Annotated in this window: 20 protein-coding genes and 1 pseudogene; 8 read left to right on the top strand and 13 right to left on the bottom strand. The window is 39.0% G+C overall.

Annotated elements, in window-relative coordinates; all coding sequences use genetic code 11:
• Positions 1 to 12 precede the first annotated feature (12 nt).
• The 3 genes from VR862_RS01775 to VR862_RS01785 all read right to left on the bottom strand — a co-directional run bounded on the left by VR862_RS01775 (position 13) and on the right by VR862_RS01785 (position 2,865).
• A complete protein-coding gene (locus VR862_RS01775) occupies positions 13 to 726 on the bottom strand; it encodes a GNAT family N-acetyltransferase (RefSeq protein ID WP_324719224.1) in 714 nt (237 codons plus the stop codon).
• Positions 727 to 767: 41 nt separating this feature from the next.
• Positions 768 to 1,766, bottom strand: a complete 999-nt coding sequence (locus VR862_RS01780) for an SDR family oxidoreductase (RefSeq protein ID WP_324719225.1) — start codon at positions 1,764 to 1,766, stop codon at positions 768 to 770.
• 85 nt (positions 1,767 to 1,851) lie between these two features.
• Entirely contained in the window at positions 1,852 to 2,865 is a 1,014-nt protein-coding gene (locus VR862_RS01785; RefSeq protein ID WP_324719226.1) for a LacI family DNA-binding transcriptional regulator, read from the bottom strand.
• 114 nt (positions 2,866 to 2,979) lie between these two features.
• Between VR862_RS01785 and VR862_RS01790 the strand changes: the two genes are divergently transcribed.
• The 4 genes from VR862_RS01790 to VR862_RS01805 all read left to right on the top strand — a co-directional run bounded on the left by VR862_RS01790 (position 2,980) and on the right by VR862_RS01805 (position 4,996).
• Positions 2,980 to 3,129 carry a hypothetical protein gene (locus VR862_RS01790; protein ID WP_324719227.1) on the top strand — a complete coding sequence of 50 codons (150 nt, stop codon included), beginning with the start codon at positions 2,980 to 2,982 and terminating at the stop codon, positions 3,127 to 3,129.
• 78 nt (positions 3,130 to 3,207) lie between these two features.
• A complete protein-coding gene (locus tag VR862_RS01795) occupies positions 3,208 to 3,531 on the top strand; it encodes a phosphoribosylpyrophosphate synthetase (RefSeq protein WP_324719228.1) in 324 nt (107 codons plus the stop codon).
• 74 nt (positions 3,532 to 3,605) lie between these two features.
• Positions 3,606 to 4,097 carry a Dps family protein gene (locus VR862_RS01800; RefSeq protein WP_324719229.1) on the top strand — a complete coding sequence of 164 codons (492 nt, stop codon included), beginning with the start codon at positions 3,606 to 3,608 and terminating at the stop codon, positions 4,095 to 4,097.
• A 5-nt stretch (positions 4,098 to 4,102) separates the two neighbouring features.
• A complete protein-coding gene (locus VR862_RS01805; RefSeq protein ID WP_324719230.1) occupies positions 4,103 to 4,996 on the top strand; it encodes a mechanosensitive ion channel family protein in 894 nt (297 codons plus the stop codon).
• Positions 4,997 to 5,073: 77 nt separating this feature from the next.
• Here the strand turns inward: VR862_RS01805 and VR862_RS01810 are convergent, their stop codons facing one another.
• On the bottom strand, positions 5,074 to 8,796 hold the full coding sequence (locus VR862_RS01810; protein WP_324719231.1) for a metallophosphoesterase: 3,723 nt from the start codon (positions 8,794 to 8,796) through the stop codon (positions 5,074 to 5,076).
• Between the two features lie 56 nt (positions 8,797 to 8,852).
• Between VR862_RS01810 and VR862_RS01815 the strand changes: the two genes are divergently transcribed.
• Entirely contained in the window at positions 8,853 to 10,043 is a 1,191-nt protein-coding gene (locus VR862_RS01815; RefSeq protein WP_324719232.1) for a Pycsar system effector family protein, read from the top strand.
• On the opposite strand, the gene VR862_RS01820 is transcribed toward VR862_RS01815, so the two are convergent.
• Positions 9,963 to 12,410 carry a GAF domain-containing protein gene (locus VR862_RS01820; RefSeq protein ID WP_324719233.1) on the bottom strand — a complete coding sequence of 816 codons (2,448 nt, stop codon included), beginning with the start codon at positions 12,408 to 12,410 and terminating at the stop codon, positions 9,963 to 9,965. The two genes, VR862_RS01815 and VR862_RS01820, sit on opposite strands and share 81 nt — an antisense overlap.
• Before the next feature lie 120 nt (positions 12,411 to 12,530).
• On the opposite strand from VR862_RS01820, the gene VR862_RS01825 reads away from it, so the two are divergent.
• Positions 12,531 to 13,670, top strand: a complete 1,140-nt coding sequence (locus VR862_RS01825) for a redoxin domain-containing protein (protein WP_324719234.1) — start codon at positions 12,531 to 12,533, stop codon at positions 13,668 to 13,670.
• Between the two features lie 64 nt (positions 13,671 to 13,734).
• On the opposite strand, the gene VR862_RS01830 is transcribed toward VR862_RS01825, so the two are convergent.
• The gene (locus VR862_RS01830; RefSeq protein WP_324719235.1) at positions 13,735 to 14,409 is read right to left on the bottom strand and encodes an SIMPL domain-containing protein; all 675 of its coding nucleotides are present in this window, start codon (positions 14,407 to 14,409) and stop codon (positions 13,735 to 13,737) included.
• Positions 14,410 to 14,453: 44 nt separating this feature from the next.
• Positions 14,454 to 15,104: a rhomboid family intramembrane serine protease gene (locus VR862_RS01835; RefSeq protein ID WP_324719236.1), complete on the bottom strand. Its 651-nt coding sequence runs from the start codon at positions 15,102 to 15,104 to the stop codon at positions 14,454 to 14,456.
• A gap of 55 nt (positions 15,105 to 15,159) precedes the next feature.
• Here VR862_RS01835 and VR862_RS01840 point away from each other — a divergent pair, with 55 nt between their 5' ends.
• The gene (locus VR862_RS01840; protein ID WP_324719237.1) at positions 15,160 to 16,068 is read left to right on the top strand and encodes a lysophospholipid acyltransferase family protein; all 909 of its coding nucleotides are present in this window, start codon (positions 15,160 to 15,162) and stop codon (positions 16,066 to 16,068) included.
• Here the strand turns inward: VR862_RS01840 and glmM are convergent.
• Positions 16,058 to 17,446: a phosphoglucosamine mutase gene (glmM, locus tag VR862_RS01845; protein ID WP_324719238.1), complete on the bottom strand. Its 1,389-nt coding sequence runs from the start codon at positions 17,444 to 17,446 to the stop codon at positions 16,058 to 16,060. The genes VR862_RS01840 and glmM overlap by 11 nt on opposite strands.
• A gap of 161 nt (positions 17,447 to 17,607) precedes the next feature.
• Between glmM and VR862_RS01850 the strand changes: the two genes are divergently transcribed.
• Positions 17,608 to 18,198, top strand: a complete 591-nt coding sequence (locus tag VR862_RS01850) for an acyl carrier protein phosphodiesterase (protein WP_324719239.1) — start codon at positions 17,608 to 17,610, stop codon at positions 18,196 to 18,198.
• Positions 18,199 to 18,400: 202 nt separating this feature from the next.
• Here VR862_RS01850 and VR862_RS01855 read toward each other — a convergent pair whose 3' ends face one another.
• From VR862_RS01855 to VR862_RS01875, 5 genes and pseudogenes are all read right to left on the bottom strand, one after another.
• Positions 18,401 to 19,465 carry a M12 family metallopeptidase gene (locus VR862_RS01855; RefSeq protein ID WP_324719240.1) on the bottom strand — a complete coding sequence of 355 codons (1,065 nt, stop codon included), beginning with the start codon at positions 19,463 to 19,465 and terminating at the stop codon, positions 18,401 to 18,403.
• 760 nt (positions 19,466 to 20,225) lie between these two features.
• Positions 20,226 to 20,641: pseudogene (gene tnpA, locus VR862_RS01860) on the bottom strand (IS200/IS605 family transposase).
• A 135-nt stretch (positions 20,642 to 20,776) separates the two neighbouring features.
• Positions 20,777 to 22,195 carry a hypothetical protein gene (locus VR862_RS01865; protein ID WP_324719241.1) on the bottom strand — a complete coding sequence of 473 codons (1,419 nt, stop codon included), beginning with the start codon at positions 22,193 to 22,195 and terminating at the stop codon, positions 20,777 to 20,779.
• A 92-nt stretch (positions 22,196 to 22,287) separates the two neighbouring features.
• Positions 22,288 to 23,958 carry a hypothetical protein gene (locus VR862_RS01870; RefSeq protein ID WP_324719242.1) on the bottom strand — a complete coding sequence of 557 codons (1,671 nt, stop codon included), beginning with the start codon at positions 23,956 to 23,958 and terminating at the stop codon, positions 22,288 to 22,290.
• Between the two features lie 182 nt (positions 23,959 to 24,140).
• A complete protein-coding gene (locus tag VR862_RS01875) occupies positions 24,141 to 25,139 on the bottom strand; it encodes a response regulator transcription factor (protein ID WP_324719243.1) in 999 nt (332 codons plus the stop codon).
• Positions 25,140 to 25,176 lie beyond the last annotated feature (37 nt).

Raw genomic sequence — 25,176 nt, forward strand, 5'->3', positions numbered from 1 at the left:
AAAATACAGTATCTACTTTTGTTTCCAGATGTGGTAGACAAATCTTATGGGATGTAATTCAAATCCATGTCTTTTAAAGACCGTTAGAGCCGACCTATTTTCGGCTTGTGTTGCGCTTTTATAAAAGGAGCAGCCGCGTTCAAAAAATATTGAATCTGCGGCACGCATAAGCGCAAAAGAAACCCCTCTACCTTCGGCTTCTTTACTGACCGCAAACAGTGGAGTTTGGCAATCTCCCTCGTTGATAACCAAAGTAACAAATCCCAGAATTTGATTATTTTCCTCAAATACAATTATATCTGTAGCCATTTTTTTTTCCACAGATTTTTCTAACCAAACTCTATACAATTCCTCTACCTGTTCCGAAGAAAAATGAGGATCGTGATGATATCTTGAAAAAGCACCGGCACGATGAGCCAGTTCCTCCAATTCCTTTCTTGTTTCTTTCTCAGTATAAAATCTTACTGAGGGATGATGAGGAAAACTCTGGTCAAGTTTCTTTTTAATGGGTACCTTTTTATTTACAAGGATAAAATTGAGATGAGGAAAATTCACTTGTTCTAAAGCAACATCGGTGGTATAATATACCATTTCAAGATCACTTTCTCGAAATTTTTCAAGAACTTCCTCTCTCTTTTCTCCAGACAAAACATTATCTTCTAACTCCCCAATGTTTCTGTTGAAAAATTTGGAGTCCCACTCCAGCGTTACCAGCGATTTGTTCATTTATGTTATACTTTTCTTAAAACCGATAGGTAGGTTCAGCACTACCTTAGATTCTCCCAATACCACTCAACAGCCTCTTTTAGACCTTCTTCAATTTTGTGGGTCGGCTGATAATTAAGTAGCTCTTTCGCTTTATCTATTGAAGCTAATGAATGAGGAATATCACCAGGACGATTTGGTCCATGCTGCACCTCTACATTCGCAATTTCAGGATCAAATTCTGAAAGATATTTTTTAAGAAGCTGTGTAAGCTCCTTAAGATTGGTCCTATCTCCAACTGCGGTGTTATAAACCTGGTTTAAAGCTTCATTATTAGCTGTGGTCAATGCCAACAAGTTCATCTGGATTACATTGTCTATGTAGGTAAAATCCCTGGAGTAGGTTCCGTCACCATTTATAACCGGACTCTCATGCTTCATAAACTGAATTACAAACTTCGGGATCACTGCAGCATAGGCACCATGAGGGTCCTGCTTTCTTCCGAAGACATTAAAATATCTCAATCCTATGGTGTCAATTTCATAAGTCTTATGAAAGATATCAGCATAGAGTTCATTTACATATTTAGTAATAGCGTAGGGTGAAAGAGGCTTTCCAATATTATCTTCTACTTTTGGCAGTGCTTCAGAATCTCCATAAGTTGAAGAACTTGCAGCATAGACAAAACGTTTTACTCCTTCGTCTTTTGCCGCAACGAGCATATTTACGAATCCTGAAATATTTACATCATTACTGGTAATAGGATCGTTAATAGATCGTGGCACAGAGCCAAGGGCTGCCTGATGCAGAACATAATCCACTCCTTTTATAGCTTTTTGGCAATCTTCGAGATTTCGGATATCTCCTTCATGTAAAGTAAAATTAGGATTTTCTTCAAATGCGGAAAGATTCTCTCTTTTTCCTGTAGCGAAGTTGTCAAGACAAATAACTCTTGCATTTAGGTCTAGAAGAGTTTCACATAAATTGGAGCCAATGAATCCGGCACCACCGGTAACTAATACTTTGGAAGAACTAAGCAATTCAAATTGTTTGCTGTTCATTAAATAAAATTTGGGTTAATTATAGAATGCCGGCCAAAGGTAAAATATTCAAAGAAGGTAATTATTAATTTCCTCTTAAAGAAGCTCATTTTTCCGGGAATTGGGTGGATTCAAGATGTACCACCTTTGTATCTATGATAGATTTTTCTTTGGGGCCTGTAATTTTTTTATTTATTCTTCCAATCAAAATTTCCATGGCCCTCTCTCCTATTTTATGGGGAGTTTGATCCACATAGCTTACAGAAGGGGTAAGGTATTTTGCCAGTCCGCCGCGAATAAATCCTATAATCTTTACATCTTCAGGTATTCTTAACCCATTCTCATACGCAAGCCTGTAGGTCAACATTGTGCTATCGAAATCACTGCACAATACCGCTTCTATCTTATCTTCCAATAACATTTTTAACGTTTTTTGGGTCAGGCTTTCCATTTTTGCAGAATTGGCTATGTAAAACTTGTAATCGGTGCCCAGTGCTTCCTTATAGCCATTAATCCTGGCCTTTCCCACTCCCATATGGTGAATGGAAGTTGCAATTCCTATCCTTTTCACCCCTTTTGCCTGAAGATCCTTCGTAGCGTCGTAAAATACTTTATGATCATTTATTCCTACTTTATCTACAGGCATATCAAAATCTATTCGATCATACAGCACTACCGGAATATCATACTGAATTATACTTTGGATGTGATCAAAATCTTTTTTTCTCTGCGACTCCTCTGCAATGGCTATTAACACTCCATCTACAAAACCTGAAGTTAACATTTCTGCAATATGCTTTTCCCTTTCGTGAGACTCATTCGAGATATAGGTTATTACCTGTAAACCCTCCTGTTGTGCCCTTGCCTCCATACCGGAAAGAACTTTTGCAAAAAAAGAATTTGCAATATTGGGAATAAGAACCCCTATCGTTCCGCTTTTACTACTCTTTAAATTAACAGCCGTTGGATTGGGACGGTACTTATGTAAAGCTGCAAGTTCCTTTACTCTTTCAATGGTTTTAGGACTAATTTCGGGACTGTCATTTAATGCTTTGGAAACTGTAGAAACGGAAACATTTAGTAATTTAGCCAGTTCCTTTAAGGTAATTCTGGATTTCATTTATACTAGAATCTAAGGATTAGACACAAATGTACTAAAGAGTGGGTAATCTACTGACGTCAGACTTTAAACTTCTTTAATAAATCATTAATTTTTGAAAAAAAGCAGAAAAAAATGAAATTTCTAGGCAGCTCCTGGTTTTATATTATTGCGGCAATCATAACAATAATAGGTTTGGTTACGGGATGGTACTTCTTTTTTCTGCTCGTTATCCCTTTCGGCTTATTCGACTTTGGAAAAAAGGACAAGGAAGATCGAAGTTAAATAATTATTAAAGAACGGCGGTTACCTTGTATAGACGCTTTGACAAGCGTAATTTATACCAAATCAAAACTAACAACAATGAAACAGAAAGGAACTTTATCGCAAACCCTGAATATGCTTCGAACTGAAGAAGGTTACACTGAGGATTTTAACCTTCTGGACGACGAACTGAAATCTCCCGAAGACAGAAAAAAATTCCTCTCCCAGGATTTCGTAGTTGATGAAGTTTATAGATTTGAGGGCCCTTCAAACCCGGGTGATGAAGCCACCCTCTATGCAATTACCACATCTTCAGGCAGGAAAGGGGTTCTGGTCGACGGTTTCAACTATACCTCAGGGCAAATTTCGGAAGAACTCATGAATAAGCTCGATCTCAAAGGCAACCGCCCTATTTCAGATTAGGGAACTTCTGCTTGGAATTACAAGCTTCATATTGTATCTTTGAATACAAATCAACAAAACCATAACTAAAAACTATGAGCTATTTAGGATTAGACGCCAAAGAGACGTCAAATACAGTTCAGGAGCTAAATATTCTTTTAGCCGATTATCATTTGTACTATCAAAAACTCCGCAACTATCACTGGAACGTAATTGGTAAAAATTTCTTCGACCTTCATGAAAAGTTTGAAGAACTTTATGATGACGCAAAGGTGAAGATCGATGAAATTGCAGAGCGTATTCTTACTCTCCGCTACCAACCGACCAGCAATCTTAGCGATTATTTAAAAAAATCAAATCTGAAGGAATCGAAATCTGATCTTACAGATTCTGAAATGATCGCAAATTTATTGGATGACCATGGAACAATTTTAAAGCAGATGCGCAAGGTAGTTGAAGTGGCAGACAAAGGAGGTGATGAAGGTACAATAGATCTTATTGGTGCTTACATAAGAGAACTGGAAAAGACCAGTTGGATGCTTGATGCCTGGAAAATGAAAACAGCAGAACAGCATAAGCCGGTGTAAATTAGATGTCGGAACAATTTGATATAAAAGATTCCTTCAAAGGGATCTCAGCGAAATTAGGCGAATGGCTGGATCACATCATCCTGGGTTTGCCTAATTTCATTTTGGCGGTAATTGTATTTGTACTTTTTGTCTTTGCTGCTAAATACCTGGGAAAACTACTAGACAGGCTCCTAAGGTTCAAGGTGAGGCAAGCTTCCATCCGCGAAATTACCATCAAGATCATGAAGGTAGTTGTTATTGCGGTTGGATTTTTTGTTGCACTGGGATTATTAAAACTCAACACAGTACTAACCTCTGTACTTGCAGGTGCCGGGGTCGTAGGATTAGCTGTTGGTCTCGCATTGCAAGGAACTTTAAATAACACATTTTCGGGGATATTATTAAGTTTTCTTCCGGAGATCCAGATTGGAGATTGGATAGAAAACAACGGTTACGCCGGAAGGGTGGTTGAAATAAACCTTAGAAGTATTGTTATAAAGGAAGCAGATAATAACTACGTAATTATCCCAAACTCTCAGGTCATAGATGCTCCCTTTAAAAATTTCTCACGCACCTCCAGATCACGTATTATGGTGAATTGCGGGGTAGCCTATAATTCTGATTTGGAGTTGGTAAAAACCATCACCATTAATACTCTTTCTGAACTTTATCCCCAGAAAAAAGGAGAGGAAGTAGAATTTATGTATAATGAGTTCGGAGACAGCTCCATCAATTTTGTAGTTCGTTTCTGGGCAAATGTGACTTCAAACAGAGATATTTTAATGGCAAAGAGTGCTGCTATTATAGCTATTAAGAAAGTGTATGATGAGCATGACGTCAATATTCCATTCCCAATCCGTACTTTGGAATTCAATAACAAATTAAATATTCAGAAACCTTTTTCTGAAGGGGAATAAAAAATAGGTTTCCAAAAATGGCAAAAAAATAACCCCTTTCGGTTTTTCCGAAAGGGGTTATTTTTTGAAATACAACTCTAAAAATTCATACCCAGACTAAAACTGAAGCGAGGTTTTTCTCCGCCAGTAAAGAGATTTACCTTTGCTGAAATAGCTTCGGCACCTGTGATCCAGAAGCCTCCGCCGTAACTGTCGTGCCATACATTACTGTCTTCCCCATCCAACCAAACACGACCAACATCATACCCTCCAAAAATGCCAATTTGAACCGGGAAAAATCGGGTCTTAAAGCTGTCAAAGCTATACCTTAGATCATTGCCCCATACAAAGGAACTTTCTCCGGCAAATCTTTCTTCCCTGAAACCTCTCAAATTTTCAGCTCCACCCGCAGTCGCGGCCTGGTAGAATTCAAACGAATCCCCAAAGTTCACCTTAGCATCTATTCTGGTATTTAAGACAAGTTTCCTGCTGCGAATTACCGATCTGTAAAAACCGAGATATGGATTAACGTAACCATAGAAGTTCTCTGTTTCTCCTGTATTGATTTTTCCTCCACCAATGACCTGAAATCTCATTCCATTGGTAGGATTAAGTACATTGTCGTAGCTTTCATACCTAAAGGTTCCTTCCAGGCCGGCAAAATAAAGCCGCTCATAGAAGGCAGCATCTTCAGGATAATTCTCAGAAAGGAATCTATCCTCGGTTTCTTCTATTTGTACTCCCTCAAAAGAAGCGGCAAGTTTATAAAAGCGTCCAAAAGGTGATTCTTTGACCACACCGGCCTCTCCTCCTATCCTGCTTATGCGAACCCGGTTATAATCTTTCCCAAATTCCTCTTCAAAACTTGGGGTTTCATTTCCTAATCCGAAGAAATTATGCGTGTAGCTGGGATTTGTAAAATGGGCTCCGACAAGAAAATTCCACTCCCGGAAAGCATTTGCAAATTCCCCCTGGTATCGAAGGTCAAAACTTTGAGTGGCAAAATAATAGCCACCTCTAAAGCGGTGCTGTGCGGTAAAAGGATTTCTTCGGAAGCCATATTTTGTAAAAGAAGTGCTTAGCCCCACCTGAAATCCATCATCAGGATTGTATCCTACGGCCGGAAGTACTGCTGTGGTGGAATATATCTTCCGGTCCTTATCAAACACGTTCACCTCGTAATTATCTGTGAAGGTGATATCTGCACCATCATTTATTTCCACGGTGTTGGGTAGGGATTTGTAGTCATAGACCTTAATGTTTTTCCCATTTTTGATCCTGTATATATCATTATTCTGTCCGCCAATGATCCTCACCAGGATCTTACTCTTATGATCCCCAAACACCTCAAATTCATCATCATCATCTAAACCATAAACCCACAGCTCCCTTGTGAATTTTGGATCATAGGTCCTTTCACTTACCACATCGGCTTTTTCTCCATCTTTGATCCTGTAAATACCCACACGGGTCTCTCCTTGAGGCAGTCTTTCTATTTCCACAAGATCATCTTTATCTGTGGCTGAAATAATACCGACCTTGGCAAAATATTTATAGTACCGTTCGGTAAGATCTACCAGATTATTCCTTCTTGCCTTTAAATTTTTGATGATCCTTTCTGTAGATTCACCCACTGTTTCTGGAGGAAGATGGCTAAAAGCTTCCTGCACGACTTCATCGGTAATATTCTCCTGTAAGTACCTTGCCTGCTCCAGCCATTGTTCTCTGGTAATATTCTGAATTAGGCTTCTGTCCAGGCCGACAGCAGCAGAGTTGAACCACTCAATATCTTTGATGTCTTCATCATATACAGCAAATTGATTTGCGAATCCCGTTAGACCCCTAAGAGTATTGAAGAAAGCACCATCAAAGTTTGAGAAAACCTGATCCCGATCCCTTGGAATGGGACGAAATAGTCTATTCCCGTCGCTGTCTTCAAATTCTGCCCATCTCCATTGATCTTCATGCCTGTCCCAGTCTCCTATGAGCATATCAAAAATCCTTGCACGAACATATGCCTCCTCGTCCAAACTGTATTTTTCATCTCTTCTCAATCTCTCATAAACTCCCGAAGTGCTTTCAATGTCATGATTAGGATTTCCAAAAGTATCGAGCGTCTTCCAATCTCCTTCAGGTCGTTCTACGATCATATAAAGTTCGTCACCATATTCCCTGTTGTATGGGCCCAAAGCTTTTTGCTTCGGAACATAGAATAATTTTGGGTTGGTATGGTAAATTCCTGCTGCTTTAGATAATGTAGGTATAGCCAGGAAAGCATAAGGATGTGCCGAAGTATAGAAATCCTGTATTACATCCTCGGCAAGTGTATTCTCAAATTTAGTTTCTATAGGTGTGTCCTTGTAAGCCACTGTCTGTAAAAACTGAACGGCACTTTTCTTAAGAGCGCGCATATTATAATCCCTCCCTAAGCTATCTTTAAGCCTAAGGGAACGGGTTTGGTGACCTCCGCCTGCTCTTACGACCTTTAGCCCTCCAAAAAGGGTATCCAGAATGGCTGTTTTTGCCTCCACAGGAGTCCCGTACAACTCCCTGTACCTGTCCCCCCATACGCTTTCGTATACTTCTCCAACATCTGTTTCATCAGGTTCATAAACTGTAGCCTTTACTGTTCGGGGAAAAGTTGTTGGCAGAGTGTCTGTAAGGAATTCAGGTTGAGCAGCAATAACTTCCTTCTGGTAGAGCAGCTTTGGTTTTTTGTTCTCACTGCCATAGTAGCTCGCCCAGGTAGAGCCATCTTCAAAAATGTCTAAAGTCACAAACCCCTGACCCGAATAAGCAAACAATCCGTCATTTCTCAAGCCTACGTAAGATGCTTTAGAAGCAGACCCCGAGACGATCTGTTTTATTTGATCATGTTCAATATACTGAAGGGAATGATCATGGCCCGAAACAAAGATCACATTCCCCCTCCTACTGGCTATAGTCTCAATCCTTTTTCGCATTCCCTTGTATCTTTCATTCTGAAGATCTGTACTGGTTACCCCTCCTGTAGTTCTAATAAGATTAGCCAGAGAGCCTAAAATAGGAAGTGGAAGTTTTCTTTGAGTTGGAAAGATGTGGTCGTTCAAGTGGAATTTACCTCCGTGAAGACCATTAGTGTAAAGTGGATGGTGAATTGCAAAGACAACTGTCTTCGTCTGATTCTTTTTTAGTTCATTATCTATTTCAAGAAACCAGGCTTCCCGGGTTTTTATTTCGGGACAGTCATCATTTATAGTTGGATGCTCATCCCAATCCTCAAGGAACCATTGAGATTCGGCGATGATCAACTGTATGTTTTCCGATACCTCTATTGAAGTTAATCCGCATCCGGGTTTCGGCAAATAGACATTCTCCTGCTCCAGCTTTTCCTTCAGGTATTCTTCCTGCCGTTTAAGCCCGGTTATCCCCTGATTATACCAATCATGGTTACCAGGCATAAAAATGAGTTCTCCGTCGTAATTTTCAACGGCATCAATTTGAGCATCAAGCCGGTACTCGCCTATTTCCCTTTCAGGATGGTCTTTTGCTACCAGCCCTTCAGGATAAATGTTATCTCCTAAGAAAAGGGTGTAGTTCCCTATCTGTTTTACGGAATCAATATAGGTCTTAAATGCCAAAAGAGCTTCCGAAGAACCACCGGGTGGTGAATAACCTGCATCTCCTAATAAGTAGAAGGATTTCTCTATAGGTTTATCATGAGGATAGCCAAAATTTTTAGTGGGTTCATCTTTGGCGTAATAAAGTTGATTTAGATGAGGGGAACAGCCCGAAATTACCAGAAACAGTACCAGTGTTAGAAATATGTTATTTTTTTCCATACAAAATTATTGGGGGGATTTTTTTGTAATTTGGTTTAAAACCTAACCGAACCTGAATGACAACTCATATTGAGAAAGCTGAAAACTTTGTAAAGGATTTATTCAGTAAAAAACTGCCCAATACTTTAATTTATCATAACCTAAAGCACACTCAGAGGGTAGTTAAAAGTAGTAAAGAATTAATTGAAAAATCTCAAATTCATGTTAAACAGGAGGAGCCGATATTACTGGCTGCCTGGCTTCATGACACAGGTTATACTCAAGCGTATTCGGGTCATGAGGAAAAAAGTGCCGAAATAGCCGAAAAGTGGTTAAAGGAACAAAATGCAGACAAGGAGCTTATCAAGGAGGTGAGTCGGCTTATAATGGCCACGAGAATGAATGCCGAACCACAGGATCTTTCAGAGAAGATCCTCAAGGATGCAGATACTTCTCACCTGGCTAAAGACTATTTTGATGAAACGAGTGAATTCTTAAGACAGGAACTTAAGCTGCATAAAATCAAGAATTACAGTCACCAGGAATGGATTCAGCAGAATATTGAACTCTTCACTGAAAAACACGAATATTACACTCCCTATGCCCGCCAAAACTGGCGTGAACAGAAGGAAAAAAATCTTTACGATCTACTTAATAAAGAGAGAAAGGCTAAAAAGAAGTTGGCCAAAGAAGAAGCCAAGGCCAGACTAAAGGTAAAATATAAAGATAAAAGTCCTGACAGGGGAATCCAGACTTTATTTCGGGTCACCATGCGAAACCACCTGAAGTTAAGTGATATTGCAGATGCTAAGGCAAACATTCTCCTTTCTGTCAATGCTATTATTATTTCCCTTGCTATTGCAAATTTTATCCCGGACCTTTCCAATCCTGAAAGTACCAGTACTACGATCATGATACCAACCTTTGTGCTGATGATCTTTAGTGTTGCATCTATTGTGGGGGCTATTATGTCAACAAGACCGAATGTGACTTCAGGAGAATTTACCCGGGAACAGATCAAGAACGGCGAAGTGAACGTGCTTTTCTTCGGAAATTTTCATCGCATGCCTTACGAACAGTTCGAGTGGGCAATGCATGAGATCCTTGAGAATCAAACCGAAGTTTATGAATCTTTAATGAAGGACCTTTATATGCTTGGAGTAGTGCTTAACCGCAAATATTACCTGTTAAGGATTACCTACACCATCTTCATGATAGGAATTATCCTCTCGGTCCTGAGTTTTATTGCTACCTACTACCTTGTTTAAAACCTTTTCAAGGTCTTCATAGGTGAAGATTTGCTCCTCGTGCTTTTCATTCTCAAGGTGATAAAGCACTTCAATTCTTATTGCTTTTAGACCTATAACTCCCTGCACGTCTTCCAGCTCGAGCATTTCGACTTTGGCACCCAAATATCGTTTTGACTGCAGGTATTTTATGTAACGCAGGTATTCCCTTTCATCACTCCTGTTGGAATAAACAATGGCAATTTTTCCCTTTTTTGTGACCCTTTCTTCTGTACCCTTTATAAATGCCTTATCTATTCTTTTCTTTATAATTTCATACCTGGCATTGTAAGTTCCATCAACATCGAACTGCTTTTCGTCCATTCTATATCTTATGGAAAGAGTAGTATTATAAACTAGGATTAGAGAAGCGGCTTCGAGCTTAAGAGGCATGTTCTCCTGGATTTGATAAAACCGGTTTTCCATCTCACACATGGTGGTCAACTGCCATAAGCGAAGATTGTAAAGATAAACCTTGTCAAATGCTTTATTCCTGTTATCTACCAGAGAAGCTCCTATGTAAATATTGTGTTCAACCCCATCGGTCTTGTACCTTTCGAAATAATGAGGATAGATCCTTTGAGCATCTACCTGTTTGCGGTCAATGTATCTTGCCATTGTTCGGTTGATCTGCTGTACTGCCTCATCATAATTCTTCCGGTGATTGTAAATTATTCCCCTTTCAGAATTTATATTTTTCTGGTAGTCTTCCACCTTCTCTTTTAATTCTGATGTCTGCTTCTGAATATGTTCCATTACAGGGTCAATTTCCCGTTGTAGCAAATTGAAGACTTTCTGCTCACTGGAGGTACTTAAACTTTCGGAAAGATCTTCTTCAAACTCTTTGATCCTGAATTTCACCTGCTCATAGATGTCTAGCTTTTCCACCTCTTCAGCCTCACAAACAATCTTCTCGATTAGCTTTAATTGATCCAGAAGATCTCTTTGAATAGCTTCGTTTCTGGCTTCAGAAGATGCGACGATATCAATTTCTCCATACAACGGATAAACATCTTCAAAGGTGATATCTTTAAAAGATGCAAGACCATCCTCATCCAGGTCCCGGATAAATTTTCTTGCCTCTTTTTCGAAGATCCAGAGGACGCTTGGGTGAATGGAAGTACACTCACTCTGAATCACAGCTTTTACCCGGTTCTCAAATTCTGCCTTGCTTCTTTCAACGGCCGTAACAATGTATGGCAGGATATCTTCAAGCTTGGTGGCATTGATACTGTTTAACTCATTCTTTTTAAACGACACCAATTCGAGTATTCCTAACAGCACATTATTTTTTGCAATAGGCGCTAAAATGGCACTTTTGACTCCTTCTTTTTGCAATGACTTCGCCAGGAGATTTTCTGAAGATTTTTTAATGAAATTATCTACGTTTGGGATGCTGAAATATTGGTGATCATTCACCAGTTTTTGAAAAGCTTCTTCACTTAAAGCTCCATGACAGTTGGTTCCCTTTTTATTCGTGAGCAGAAAACTTGGCGACCGATTTCCCATCATGCGTTCAAAGGAGGATTCCTGCTCATTATACATTGTAAAGCCTACCCGAAGATTGGATATCCTGTAGATTGACTTGAAGATCTCTTCAAATTTTTCAATTTCTTCCTTACCCGAAGTGTTGCGCTGAAGCAAAGTTGTTTTAAGATCAGAGATTGCATCATCTACAGTGACATCGGTAAGGGTAATTATGGTAAAACCTTTAAAGATCCAGCTTTGGGGTGGGAATTTCTTCTTCCAAAGCTCAATATCCTCAATATTCTGAATCAACTCATCTACATCCTCATTTGTTATTTCTTTGGCATTTTCACCAGGCTCTAATTCCATAAAATCTGAATTGAGATCTATTCTATAGTGCCTCAAAATATTGTTCTCATCAGGAATGTCGTAGTATAATGGTCTGGAAAAATCGATATCATATCCGTAGTGTTTGTTCAGTATAAGAATACACGCATAAATATAATCAAGGTCGGCATTGAGATTTCTCATACTTAGAGAAAAATCCTTACCTGCTCCTTCCAGAATGCTGCGGAATTTTTGAGTAGAATTAAATATAATATTATGAAAAGGAATTGAGATCGCCTTTATCTGAATATTGGAAAGGATCTCAGGAAAAAGGTCCTTCATAAGGATCCTTATTGGATCCTTGAGCTTTTTAAGATCATCAAAATTCTCAATCCCCTTCTCCAATACCGGAAAGGTGGAAATATATTCCAGCATTTTTTCCAGATATTCACTGGAGATCTCACTGGTTTCTTTTTCCAACTGTTGGCGGTATTGTTCAATGATCTTATGGAAACTTATCTTAATTTCTAATGGGAACTCCTTTTGATTCTTCATATTTTAAAATTAAAAGAATTTGATGCCGCTGGTTGAGAGCTTCCTTCATATTAACAATTATTTATCTAATTGAACTTCTTCTCTCCCCTATCTTCCTTATTTTTGTCCAAAATATAAACTATGATGCGTAAAATTTTATTAGCCGGGGTTGTTGCTCTTCTGGCTGCCTGTGAAGGCGAAAATGAAGGATATAGAATAAGTGGAACAGTTCAAAATGCTCCAGATGGGCAGAAAATAATTGTTTCTGAATTAAATGAAAGTAACACTCAGGCAATACATATAGATACCGCAACTGTACAGGATGGAAAATTCGAACTTGATCTTCCTGAAAAGGATAAACCAACCATCAGTTTTCTTACCGTAGAAGGAACCCGCGGAAATGTGGTTTATATAGCTGATAATACTCCTATTAATTTCACTGTTTATCCCGATAGCATCTATACTTCAGAAATCTCCGGCGGTGAGGATAACAAGGTGCTAACTGCATACCTTCAGAATGTGAGGAAGGTGAGTAAGAAAATGAATGAGAATAGAAGCTCGATGAGAGAGGCTATGTTGAACAGGGACTCTGCTAATCTGGAAGATCTTCAGGCTTTTCAGCAACAGGTTTTCGATGAAGACAAGCAGGTTAAAGTGGAATTAATTGAATCCAATCCCAACTCCATTGTTTCTGTTATGATCCTACAGGATATGCTGAATTCTTCAGCTTATTCTTCTTCAGAATTATTGGCTTTATATGAGCAGCTTGGAGAAAAAATAAAAGAATCTTCCCTGGCAAAAATGGTAAAAACCAGCCTTGATAAACTGAGCAAGACAGATATTGGCAGTATTGCACCACAGTTTAGTGCCCCAACGCCAGAAGGGAATGAGCTTGCCTTAAATGAAGTCTTAGGAAAAGTGACTCTGGTAGATTTTTGGGCCTCCTGGTGCAAACCTTGTAGAGTGGAGAACCCAAACATCGTGAACGTATACAACAAGTACCACGATAAAGGCTTTAATATCATCCAGGTGTCGCTGGATCGACCTGGCCAGAAAGAAAGATGGTTGCAGGCTATTGAAGATGACAACCTGGGCCAATGGAACCACGTTTCCAACCTTATGTTCTGGCAGGATCCCGTTGCGGTCGAATATGGCGTTCGTGCTATCCCGGCAGCTTTCCTGCTTGATGAAGATGGAAGGATCATTGGAAAAGATCTAAGAGGTGATGCTCTTGGAGAAAAGGTTGCAGAAGTTTTGGACGGAAACTCTGCACAAGACTAAAATCGAAACATCAGGAATAGAAAAGGGTGCCGTTCGCACCCTTTTTTGTTGTAAAGACAATCTGCTAATTCAGCAGAAATTCTACATTCACCTTTACAGTTATTTCCATTTCTCCGGGAGCTATAGTTTGCTCCTCAGCACTATCCGATTTCATTTCCATTACGCGATACACCGGCTGATAATGGTCTGTCTGTACTTCCGAAATCCGAATGGCTTTCCCTGCACTCTGTCCCAGGGCCCGGGCATATTCTTCAGCTTTCATTTTTGCATTCAAAACTGCCTTTTTTCGAGCCTCAGACTGTAAAGCTTCTTTCTTGGAAGTCTGAAACTGAACCCCGTCAATCCTGTTCAATCCCGAACTTAAAAGGCCAGACATAATCTTTTCGTAATCTTTAAGATTGGTAAGTTGAATAGATATTGCCTGATTTGCAGAATACATGGTGTCCTGTGTATTATAATTGACTTCTTTGTTGAGACGGATGTATTCAGTCTGAATATTTTTAGCTGCTACTCCTTCACTTCGAAGGTATTTGATGATCCTGTTGACCACTTCATCATTCTTCCGCTTAACTTCTGCAGGTGTTTTACCAGTATGTTCAACCCTTGAATTGATGAGCACCTTATCTGGTACTACACTCATTGTTCCGGTTCCCATGACAGAAATTGAGGGTTCAGGCTTTTCCTGAGCAAAGCTCATGATACCTGTCAAAAATGCGATTAATAAGAGAAATTTTTTCATACTTGAAATTGGTTTTACTGGGATGTTCAATTTCAATGCCATTGTCAGATTTTCCCGGTTTTTTGTAGGAAAAACAGTAAAACTATGGGAACAGCAAGCAGTATCACCATAAATAAACTAGTGGCAAATAACTGAGGAACAAGGATCAAGGTAAAGATATAACCTCCCACTGCTCCTCCAAAATGTGCATCGTGACCTATATTACCAATTCTGTTTTTCATTCCGTATATGGAGTACAGCATATAACCAATTCCAAACACATAAGCAGGGATAGGAATAGGAATAAAGAACATATAAAGGCTCATATCCGGATAAAGTAGAATGGCGGCATAAATAACTCCGGAAACAGCTCCACTTGCTCCTACGGCATTATAATGATATTCGTCCTTGTGAAAGTAATACGAAAGCAAATTTCCCAGTAAAAGACTGATCAAATAGATCAACAAAAAACTGATGCTCCCGAGAGAGGCGATGACAACATCGGCGAAAAAGTACAATGTAAGCATGTTTAAAAAGAGATGTGCCGTGTCTACATGCAAGAACCCTGAAGAAATGATTCTAAGTTTCTCTCCTCTTTTAACCGCTGCCGAATTGAATTTATACTTTTCAAAGAAGGCACGGTCATTAAATCCTTTAAAAGAAATAACTACGTTGACTCCAATAATGATCAATGTGACGACATCCAGATCTCCCATAAATGCTAAAATTAAAGTGCCAAATATACCATATATTTGCCTAAATCACTTTTCAATGCAGCGACTGGTTTTCTGGCTGGCCTACCCGTTTTTATGGCTTATTTCAATTCTTCCCTTTAGTCTGTTTTATCTGTTTTCGGACCTCGTATTTTTTATAGTTTTTTACGTGGCCAGGTATAGAAGATCCACCGTCTTAGAAAACTTGGAACTGGTATTTCCTGAAAAGTCTGTAAAAGAGCTTAAAAAGATTCGCAGAAAGTTTTACCGGCACATGGTCGACATGTTTCTGGAAATGATCAAAAGTATTTCCATTTCAAATGAAGAATTAAAAAAACGTTTTGCTTTTACCAATGTGGAAGAGATTCAGAAGATAAGGGAGATGGACAAAAGCATTCTCCTTGCCTGTGGTCATTATGCCAGCTATGAGTGGATGAATGCGCTTCAATTGTACGGCCTGGATTACAGAGGATTTGGGGTTTATAAAAAGGTGAAAAACCGGTATTTTGATCAAATGGCGAAGGATATTAGGGGACGGTATGACGGAGAGCTAATTCCTACGACCAAAGCCACCAAGACCATTACTTTTAACGAGACGCAGGGGATTCGGGGTGTTTATGCTATGATAGCTGATCAGTCGCCAAAACTGTCTCGCTCAAAAGCCTGGACCAGGTTTATGGGAATTGAAGTTCCGGTTTTTATGGGACTGGAACAACTTTCCCGCTCCCTGGACATGGTTGTTGTATACCTGCATGTCAAAAAAGTAAAAAGAGGCTACTATGTAGCCTCTTTTAAAACTATTTCATACGAACCCGCACAAGAACGGGAATACTTTATCACCCGTAAGTACTTTGAATATCTAGAGAACCAGATAAGAGAAGAACCAGAGTATTACCTGTGGACCCACAAAAGATGGAAACACAGAAATGCTCCTATTCCCGAACAAGCTGTCCTCATCAAAGATTAGCAATCGCTCTTATCTCCTCCATCATTTTCCCCGCAATCTCATCTGCCTTCTCCTGACTTTTCGCTTCGGTATAGATCCTGATTATAGGTTCTGTGTTCGACTTGCGCAGGTGAACCCAATGTTCTGCAAAATCGATCTTAACCCCATCAATGGTACTTACTTCCTCTCCCGAATATTTCTGTTGTATCTCCAGTAAGATCCCATCTACATCAAGATCTGGCGTCAGTTCAATTTTATTTTTACTCATGAAATAAGCCGGATAGGATTTCCGCAGCTCTGAAACCTTGACTTTCTTTTCTGCCAAAAAGGTTAAAAAGAGGGCAATTCCAACAAGGCTGTCCCGCCCGTAATGAAGTTCGGGATAAATAATTCCACCGTTTCCTTCACCTCCAATAACTGCATTGTTCTTTTTCATTAATTCCACCACGTTCACTTCTCCAACAGCACTGGCTTCATAATTGCCTCCGTACTTCTCGGTCACATCTCTCAGAGCCCGGGAAGAAGAAAGATTACTAACAGTATTTCCCGGCGTTTTGCTCAGCACATAATCAGCACAGGCTACAAGGGTATATTCTTCTCCAAACATCTCTCCATCTTCACTAATGAATGCCAGTCTGTCGACATCAGGATCCACAACAATTCCAAGATTTGCTTTTTCCTTTTTTACTAGATCACAGATCTCGGTAAGGTGCTCCTTAAGAGGTTCCGGGTTGTGAGGAAAATGTCCTGTAGGTTCACAATACAATTCTTTCACCTTTACTCCTAATCTTTTAAGCAATTTCGGAACTGCTATTCCTCCTGTCGAATTCACACCGTCGACAGCTACTATAAAGCCGGCTTCCGCAATTTTTTTCGCATCCACTAAAGGCAGCAAAACCACTTCTTCAATATGAGTGTCAATGTAATGATCTACAACGGTAATTTTTCCAAGCTCATCAACAGCTGCAAACGAAAAGTCTGCTTTTTCAGCCATCTTAAGGATCTCCGCCCCCTCATCACCGCTAAGGAATTCTCCTTTATGATTAAGAAGTTTCAGGGCATTCCATTGTTTGGGATTGTGACTTGCAGTGAGGATGATGCCGCCATCAGCCTTTTCCATTGGTACTGCCACTTCTACAGTTGGAGTTGTAGAAAGATCGAGATCGATTACATCAATTCCAAGACCAACCAGGGTATTCATGACGAGCTGTTGGATCATGGGTCCGGAGATACGGGCATCGCGGCCAACCACCACTTTAGTTTTCTTGCCCGGCTGACTATTTTTAAGCCAACTTCCATAGGCTGCTGCAAATTTTACTGCATCAATCGGGGTAAGATTATCTGAGGGCTGTCCCCCAATGGTTCCGCGAATTCCTGATATACTTTTTATTAGTGTCATAAGATTAATTTCTAATACTTGTCAAAAATGTCATTTTAAGGACCTGTCTTCTGCGGAAGTTAATCTGCAGAAATTACAGGGCCGCACAAAGATACGGTCCTTCTGCAGCAGACCCAAACCTTAACAAAATTTAAACACCCGGATTTTTTACCTTAGCCTTAATGAATTTTCTTGCCCATATATACCTCTCCGGAAATAATGAAGATATCATCCTCGGCAATTTTATAGCCGATTCTATTAAAGGAAGAAAATATCTGAAATACCCTCCTTCAGTTCAAAAAGGAATCATACTGCACCGCGCTATTGACACTTACACAGATTCCCACCCGATTGTTAGGACCAGTGCTTCTAAATTGTACAAGAACTATAGCCATTACAGCGGAGTAATAGTAGACATTTACTATGATCATTTCCTTGCTTCTAACTGGCAAGATTATTCTGAAGTCCCTCTGGAAAATTTTGTAGCTGAATTTTATAAACTACTCCAAAGAAAATTTGACTTACTACCGGCGCCCATTCAAGGCTTTTTGCCTTACATGGTATCCGAAAACTGGCTGCTTAGGTACGCAAGTATTGAGGGAATAAGTCGAATTCTTTATCAAATGAATTTGCGTACAAAGAATATTGTACAAATGGACAAGGCGGTTAACGACCTGCAAGAGCATTATAAAGAATTTGAAGAGGAGTTCAGATCATTTTTTCCAGAACTGCATAAATATTCAGATGAGAAGCTAAGAATCCTCCTGGACTAGATTTTTTCTTTTTTCCCTGAGTTGAACGGGCCAATCTTTCTTAAGAAAATCATAATTGGGGAAATCTACAATCCTCTCTACAATTATTGTAGAAAATTGCCACACAATTCTTAAATAATTCCTAACACGAAGAATCCTGGTCTGTTTAAAAAGCATAAAAAAACCCGGCGGGGCAGCCGGGTTTATCTTTAGTAGAATATGGTTACTTATAGAACCAGTAACCTCCTCGGTTGAAGACTTCCAACCAACCATAATTACGGTTATAATAATACCAGGTATCATTATTTCTGAGAAGATAAACTCCATATACAACATACATTTCTCCATTTACATAAGTTTCTTCCGGAGTAGTTGTGGTAGTATTTCCTCCAGATGTATAAGGATACATGTTATTAATACCTGTTTTGTCTCCCGTAGAAAGTGCAGAGCGTTGAACAGAGAAAGTACTTCCATCCTTTTTCACAATGGTAGGTTTACCGTTACTTGAAAAAGAATAGGGTCCGTACATCATTATAGAGCCAAAGTCTAAAGAACTTGTATATTCATCACCATCCATTCCCTGCTGAGTGTAGGTGTGGAAGTTATGTTCTCTTCCGCTTTGAATATTTCCATAATTAATGGTAATATAGTTCTCTCTATCTATTCTACTTTGCTCATGCCATAAACCTATAGCGTGACCTATCTCGTGGATGGTATTACCTGTTGAACATGATGAAGACAGGGTAATATTCTGTCTACCGCCTACCATTCCAACATAAGAAGAACATCCGGAACCGGTAACAAAGTAAATGTAATTGGATTCATTAGTTCGTTCTACGAAGTCCAGATTCGTATTGGCTTCCCAGTGTTTTATAGCATCATATACACGGGTTTTATTGTCAAGGGAACTTTCAATAGAATAATACACCGTGTTATTTGTCCATCTCCCGGAGGTACGGCCTACACTTTTATTAGCAGGTATTTCTTCATCTTTATCAAATACCACCTCTACTTCCTCATGGCTAACCATGTCCGGTGGCAAGAGGATATCTCCCTGATAAATATAGTCTCCATTTATCTGCTCAACAGGCAGTTGTTGACCTGCAAAATAAACTTCGGTAACTGAACCGGGATTAGGATAAGCTACTTCCGTAGCATCTTCAAGTGATACAGTCTCAACAGTAGGATCTGTTCCTTCAGTGACTTCCATATCTTCAGGCACATCCTTTGAACAAGAGGCCAATAAAGCTAAGGCCGGTAGTAAAATTTGAAATCTTAATCTTCTCATAAGTAGGTTTTTATGGGTTTTAATTTTAGTAGCCTTGGGGTCTACAGTATAAAATGTATTTTTAGTAGTTTCGATGGCGTTAAAATTTTTGAGTTGATATAGGTTTTAAAACTAAAAAAATTCTTAAAAAATTTTTCTGTTGTTACTCATGTAATAACTATGCCAAAGTTGTTTTCCAGTTGATAATCTTGATTGGGTTTGGGTAATGTACGGTGCTTTCTGGTTCGTTTATGTTATTTTTGAGATTAAACAATTCAGTTCTCGTTCTCTAAAATAGAAGACGACGTAAAAATATAAATTAATAATATTTTAATAGGATTTAATTAAACTTTAACATTCTGATTGTCAGAACCTGTAGGAAATTTCATCAGCAGGTATTACAAGACATATTTGACTGAAATTTTAAACGGACAAGTATCATGAAAAAATCAAAGAGAGAGAAAAAGATGTAGAAAAAGGAAGATAGATTCTGAAGGTGTTATACCAGGTAATTAGGAGATAAACGAATAAGATCTTTATCTTTCTCTCGCTAAATATCTTATCTACATTTGGGAGTAGAATGAAACAGCAATATTTTACTGAACAGACCAGATGGTAAAGAAAGAGACGTCATGGCTTTTGTAAAGATGATCATTAACTCCAGTCCAAAGATTACTTTTTTCGTGCAAGGCAAGTAGGACTATTTATTTTCTTTGAGTAAATAATCCTCGGGGCAAACCCCGAGACATTTGTTAGAATAAGTTCAGTTGTAAATCTTTTTTTAATCCTTCTCACTTCCTTGGTTTTTGACGTAGGCGGCGATTATTTTTTCATTGCTATGTCTTCCCACGGTATTGATGTAAAAGCCACTGCCCCCAAATGCACCTCCCCATAATGCTCGCTTGACTCCAGGTGCCTGAGCAAAGATTTCTCTTGCTGGTATACTTTTTACTTTTCGAGCAATTTTCCTAGGGCTGTAGGTTGGAACACTTTGCAAAAGGAAATGAAAAATGTTCTTTATCAGAACCTATTTCAAGAAAACTAATTTCATATCTATCTTCTATTGCCAAAAAGTTTGCTTTAAAATTATATCTACTTTGGGATTTAATACAAATCGACGATACTTTGTTGAGCAATCAAATGGTAAATGAATAACGAAACATAATGGCTTTTATAAAGATGCTTACTTGGGCTCACGCTCAAATATTACTATTTTTTGCATGCGAGGCAAGCCTTGGGTTATTTACCCCCTTAGAATAAAAAACCGCCTCATTTTTGTAAATGAGACGGCTTCTAGTTTTAAATTGTAGTTTTTAACTACACTTTAATTATTTAAAGCGGATTGAAACAATTCACAGTTCTTACCTTCACAAAAACTGGGTATTCATATGTAAACCCGTTAAATGCTTCTGGTGTAATTTCTTCGAAGATACCATTTGCATCACTTCCACATCTACTTTCCTCACATTCAGATTTGACACCATCAACACTTGGACTAACTAGTATTTCCCAAGCTGTAATATTATCTGTGTCAGTTATTACATCTACTGATTCTTCAGGAGTATCTAATGTAACAGAAATCTCATTGCTCATATTAATTGAAACACTTGCAGTACCAACCCTGAATTCGTCGGTTCCAACATCTGCAGGATAAACTAGGAAAAATTCTTCCGCGCTATTGACCTGAACCCAACCGTTGTTAGATCCCTCTATATAAGTTTGTTCACAGAAATCATCTTCAAGATCACCGCTTATGTCAAGAGAACAATCAACTACAGTAGGACAGTCTTCACCTCCACCAGTATCTTCACCACACTCAAATCGTACGTGCTCATATCTTGGAGTCATGTTCAATTGAGCATCAATATCAGCCTGACTGATTTCAAACTCCATGTAATCCATTTCATCTGCAGTGTAATCTAGGTCGTCATGATTCATTACGGTAACTGTCACATAATAAGTATCGTCACCCATGAGTTCTGGCAATGGCATACAAAGAACAGAAGCTGCCGGCCAATCCCCTGAATCATCTATAGAATTAGTGGCTCCATCAATAATCTGCAGTCCTTGTCCATATCCTTCTGTCCAAACATCTACGCTAAAGTAAGCAGGATAATCACGTCCGTCACCAGCACAGTAGTTAACAAATAAGCAGTAGTTGTTAGTAATTGTATATGTGTTAATATCAAAGAAAAGATATCCATATGCTTCTTCATTTCTAGGAACATAGCATAATACGTCAACTGTAATATAAGGTTTTGTTCCTGGATCCAAAGTAAAGTCATTTGGAAGAGGATTACCTACATTACTACCGTAAGCACCATCTAAGCGTGGAGCTACCCAAATTGGATTATCATCGGCGTCAAATACAACAAAGTACTCTAATGTATAGTCACCTGCTTCAAGTGCAAGAGCATCTGTATACTCGGTTTCCCAAACGTTCATAGCCGAATTCCACTTTAGGTTCACCGGAATAAAATTGACATTAGGAACATCAATTCCATCATCGTCTCCTATATAATCCCCGTTACTATCTGTAATGGCTACATGAACATAGGCAGGATCTGCAGTGCTACACTCCCCAGGTTCAGCTTGTTTGTTTTGGGAATTAAAGTCGTTCATAAGGGATCCGAAAGTAACTTGGATTAATTCCTGATCATCAGTTACTGCTCCAGATTCTTCTTTACTACAAGAAGTAAAAATAAGCGCCAGAACTGCAAGCCAGGCAATGGAAATTTTAAAATTTTTCATAATAAATTGATTTGATTAATAATTAATTAGAATGGTTAATAAAAATTATTTAAGACCTCTCATCCAGAATAGGATGAGAGGTTTAGATTTAATTATTCATTATCATAGTTGTAGCAAGTGTCTCCAGCATGAACTATGATGGCGTAAGGACCGGATGCGTCAATATCTTCTACTGTAAACGTTAGACTACCATTGCCCATATCAAAAGATCCTGGTGCCCGGTTTGCAGGCCACAGCATATCTTGCTCATCATTGTCACTAAACCAGAAATGAGTGTCACCGATAGTTACGTTTTCATCAGCAGGTTCAATTGTTATGGTTATATCGCCATCAACTACTTTAATTCTCACATCTCCGGCTCTCCAGCCTTTGCTTGTATCATTTTGACCGGCACCGGCATAGAAAGGAATTAACCATTCACCTGCCCCCACGATATAATCATCATCGATATCTACACCTTGTCCGTCAACAAGTAATCCCCAACCCCAGTTATTTCCGGGATAATTATCCATTAGAATATAATCACCAAACATATAGGCGGTATCACATCTTTCTTCCGGACAAGAATTATCATCTGCACATGTGACTACACAATCACCGTTAGTGTCTCCAGGTACATCACAAGGTTCTTCACAGCTATCGTCATCTGCACAAGTAACCTCGCAGTCTCCATTAGTATCACCTGGTACAGGGCCATTTGGACATGTTGGATCATCTGGACAGGTATTTGTATCTCTACAATCTACCACACAGTCATTATTCCAGTCACCGGGCTTGTTACTTGCACCAGGAACACAAGGATCATCAGAAGGTGGTTGGCAATTATATCTTATATGCTCATATCGAGGAGTCATCTGAAGTTGTGCATCAATATCAGCCTGACTAATAGTAAAGTCCACGATATAATCTTGTTCTGGATCCAATTCGTAAGCCCCATCATAATCTTCTAATGTTACTCTTATGTAATAAAGTTCATCTGCGGCTATTTCCGGTAGAGCAAAACATAATACGCTAGCTGAAGGCCAGGTTCCAGTGGTAACCGTATTTCCGCTGTTATTAAGGGCTACAGGAGTACCGTCAAAGTCATCTGACCACACCTCAACAGAAAATTCTGCAGGATAGTCACGTCCGGTCTCATCCCAGCAAAAATCGACGAAAATACAGTAGTTATTTTCTATTCTTACCTGATTTAGATCAAAGAACAAATAACCATAGGCCTCCTCAGATCTTGGAATATAACAGAGCACATCAACATTGATATAGGGTTTGGTACCGGCTGCTAGAGTTATGAGCTGAGGCAGTGGATTATCTACATTGGTAGCATATGCACCTCCTGTACGGGGGGCAACCCAAAGAACGTTACCTCCTTCGTCGTAAACAACAAAATGTTGTAATTGATAAGGTCCTGCTGGTAAGGCAAGAAGATCAGTGTACTCGGTTTCCCAGACATTCATGCTGGCGTTCCACTTAAGATCCACCTCCAAATAGTCATCTGCATCAGGATCTCCATCATCTACATAATTTGTACTGTTAGGATCTGCACCTTCTGTAATTCCAATAAGGACATAGGAAGGGGCAGCATCACTACACTCCCCAGGGTCTGCCTGCTTATTTTGGCTATTAAAATCATTCATTAATGAGCCGAAAGTAATTTGCACTAATTCCTGATCTCCTGCTACCGAGTCAGATTCTTCTTTACTACACGAAGTAAAGATTAAGGCCAGCATTGCAAGCCAGGCCATCGAAAATTTAAAGTGTTTCATAATTAATAGGTTTTTGATTAATAAAATTTAGAATGGTTAATAAATATATAATGGTTAATAAACTTCAGTTTATAGTCTGCGCCATGCGCAAGTCTTTGGGGGAGCTAAGAGAATTCCTGTTAAATGTAGGATTTATCTTAATCTATATCAATGGGGGAAAACCCTCCTTTTCCTCCTTTTCCTCATATTTCAATAAGGTTGTGATTCAAAGCATACACAATACTTTCGAGAATTGTCCCTGAATGGGTTCTCCTTATAATATTAGCTCTGTGTTTCTCAATTGTTTTTGCCGAGATACACAGAGCTTCAGAAATTTCTTTGGTTTTGTAACCTTTACACAACAAGGCAATAATTTCTTTTTCCCTTTTGGTAAAACACTGCTCTTCTTCATTACAATTGGCCGAGAAATATTTTTCCGTTTCAATAGAACTGGTACCTACTTCTTCTTTTAAAGGAAATTCATTACCTGTAAAGTTTATCATCATGATCATTTGACCACACAGGTTCATATCGAGTTTAGAAAAAGTGATCCTCGCCTCCCTTATCTTTTCATTCATTACGAGGTTAGTCTTAGTGACAGCCTTCATATGTTTTCCGCGAACAAATTTCCTGAGAGTTTCCCTGACCTTTAACCGGTTCTTTTCGACAACAAGATCTGTGAGATCCAGTTCCTGTTTTCCGGTTATAAAGAAATCCTTTTTAAACGCGTCGTTCATTGCTACAACCTTTTCGTCCTGCAACAAAATCACCGGATATTCCAGCAGATTAAATAATCCCATAAAGGAATCCTTCCAATAGTTGGTGATACACTTTTTCACCCTGGTCTTTTCTACCAGATCTTGTACAATAACATAATAACAACCTTTATCGTAAATGATCCCATCCACTATATCTGAAAAGTTATTATTCAGAAATTTTTTATTTTCCTGGTCCCCAAGAAGGAAAAGGAAAGATTTGTTTAAAAAATGTGTGGATTTGAAGCGGGACAGATTTTTAAGACTTTCAAGACCAAGAGAAGAATAATCGATAAGGATCACATCGGGTAAAATGGTAAGAGCTAAAGGGTAGCCGGCGTGAACACCATTAACATGAGTAGTAAGGAAGTCAAAATTAGCTTCTTTTTCGACATTTTCCGCCAGGTCCTGATTTTTGGTAATTAGTAGTAGTTGTTTCTTTTCCATATTCTTTCAGAACAAAATATTTTTCCTTACACCTAGC

The sequence above is a fragment of the Salinimicrobium aquimaris genome, assembly GCF_035607535.1.
GTDB lineage: Bacteria > Bacteroidota > Bacteroidia > Flavobacteriales > Flavobacteriaceae > Salinimicrobium.

Coding starts and splice junctions, on each gene's coding strand:
- VR862_RS01805 (WP_324719230.1), top strand. CDS start 4,103: ATGTCGGAACAATTTGATATAAAAGATTCCTTCAAAGGGATCTCAGCG.
- VR862_RS01830 (WP_324719235.1), bottom strand. CDS start 14,409: ATGAAAAAATTTCTCTTATTAATCGCATTTTTGACAGGTATCATGAGC.
- VR862_RS01775 (WP_324719224.1), bottom strand. CDS start 726: ATGAACAAATCGCTGGTAACGCTGGAGTGGGACTCCAAATTTTTCAAC.
- VR862_RS01795 (WP_324719228.1), top strand. CDS start 3,208: ATGAAACAGAAAGGAACTTTATCGCAAACCCTGAATATGCTTCGAACT.
- VR862_RS01815 (WP_324719232.1), top strand. CDS start 8,853: ATGACAACTCATATTGAGAAAGCTGAAAACTTTGTAAAGGATTTATTC.
- VR862_RS01800 (WP_324719229.1), top strand. CDS start 3,606: ATGAGCTATTTAGGATTAGACGCCAAAGAGACGTCAAATACAGTTCAG.
- VR862_RS01855 (WP_324719240.1), bottom strand. CDS start 19,465: ATGAGAAGATTAAGATTTCAAATTTTACTACCGGCCTTAGCTTTATTG.
- VR862_RS01810 (WP_324719231.1), bottom strand. CDS start 8,796: ATGGAAAAAAATAACATATTTCTAACACTGGTACTGTTTCTGGTAATT.
- glmM (WP_324719238.1), bottom strand. CDS start 17,446: ATGACACTAATAAAAAGTATATCAGGAATTCGCGGAACCATTGGGGGA.
- VR862_RS01780 (WP_324719225.1), bottom strand. CDS start 1,766: ATGAACAGCAAACAATTTGAATTGCTTAGTTCTTCCAAAGTATTAGTT.
- VR862_RS01875 (WP_324719243.1), bottom strand. CDS start 25,139: ATGGAAAAGAAACAACTACTACTAATTACCAAAAATCAGGACCTGGCG.
- VR862_RS01865 (WP_324719241.1), bottom strand. CDS start 22,195: ATGAAAAATTTTAAAATTTCCATTGCCTGGCTTGCAGTTCTGGCGCTT.
- VR862_RS01840 (WP_324719237.1), top strand. CDS start 15,160: ATGCAGCGACTGGTTTTCTGGCTGGCCTACCCGTTTTTATGGCTTATT.
- VR862_RS01835 (WP_324719236.1), bottom strand. CDS start 15,104: ATGGGAGATCTGGATGTCGTCACATTGATCATTATTGGAGTCAACGTA.
- VR862_RS01790 (WP_324719227.1), top strand. CDS start 2,980: ATGAAATTTCTAGGCAGCTCCTGGTTTTATATTATTGCGGCAATCATA.
- VR862_RS01785 (WP_324719226.1), bottom strand. CDS start 2,865: ATGAAATCCAGAATTACCTTAAAGGAACTGGCTAAATTACTAAATGTT.
- VR862_RS01870 (WP_324719242.1), bottom strand. CDS start 23,958: ATGAAACACTTTAAATTTTCGATGGCCTGGCTTGCAATGCTGGCCTTA.
- VR862_RS01850 (WP_324719239.1), top strand. CDS start 17,608: ATGAATTTTCTTGCCCATATATACCTCTCCGGAAATAATGAAGATATC.
- VR862_RS01825 (WP_324719234.1), top strand. CDS start 12,531: ATGATGCGTAAAATTTTATTAGCCGGGGTTGTTGCTCTTCTGGCTGCC.
- VR862_RS01820 (WP_324719233.1), bottom strand. CDS start 12,410: ATGAAGAATCAAAAGGAGTTCCCATTAGAAATTAAGATAAGTTTCCAT.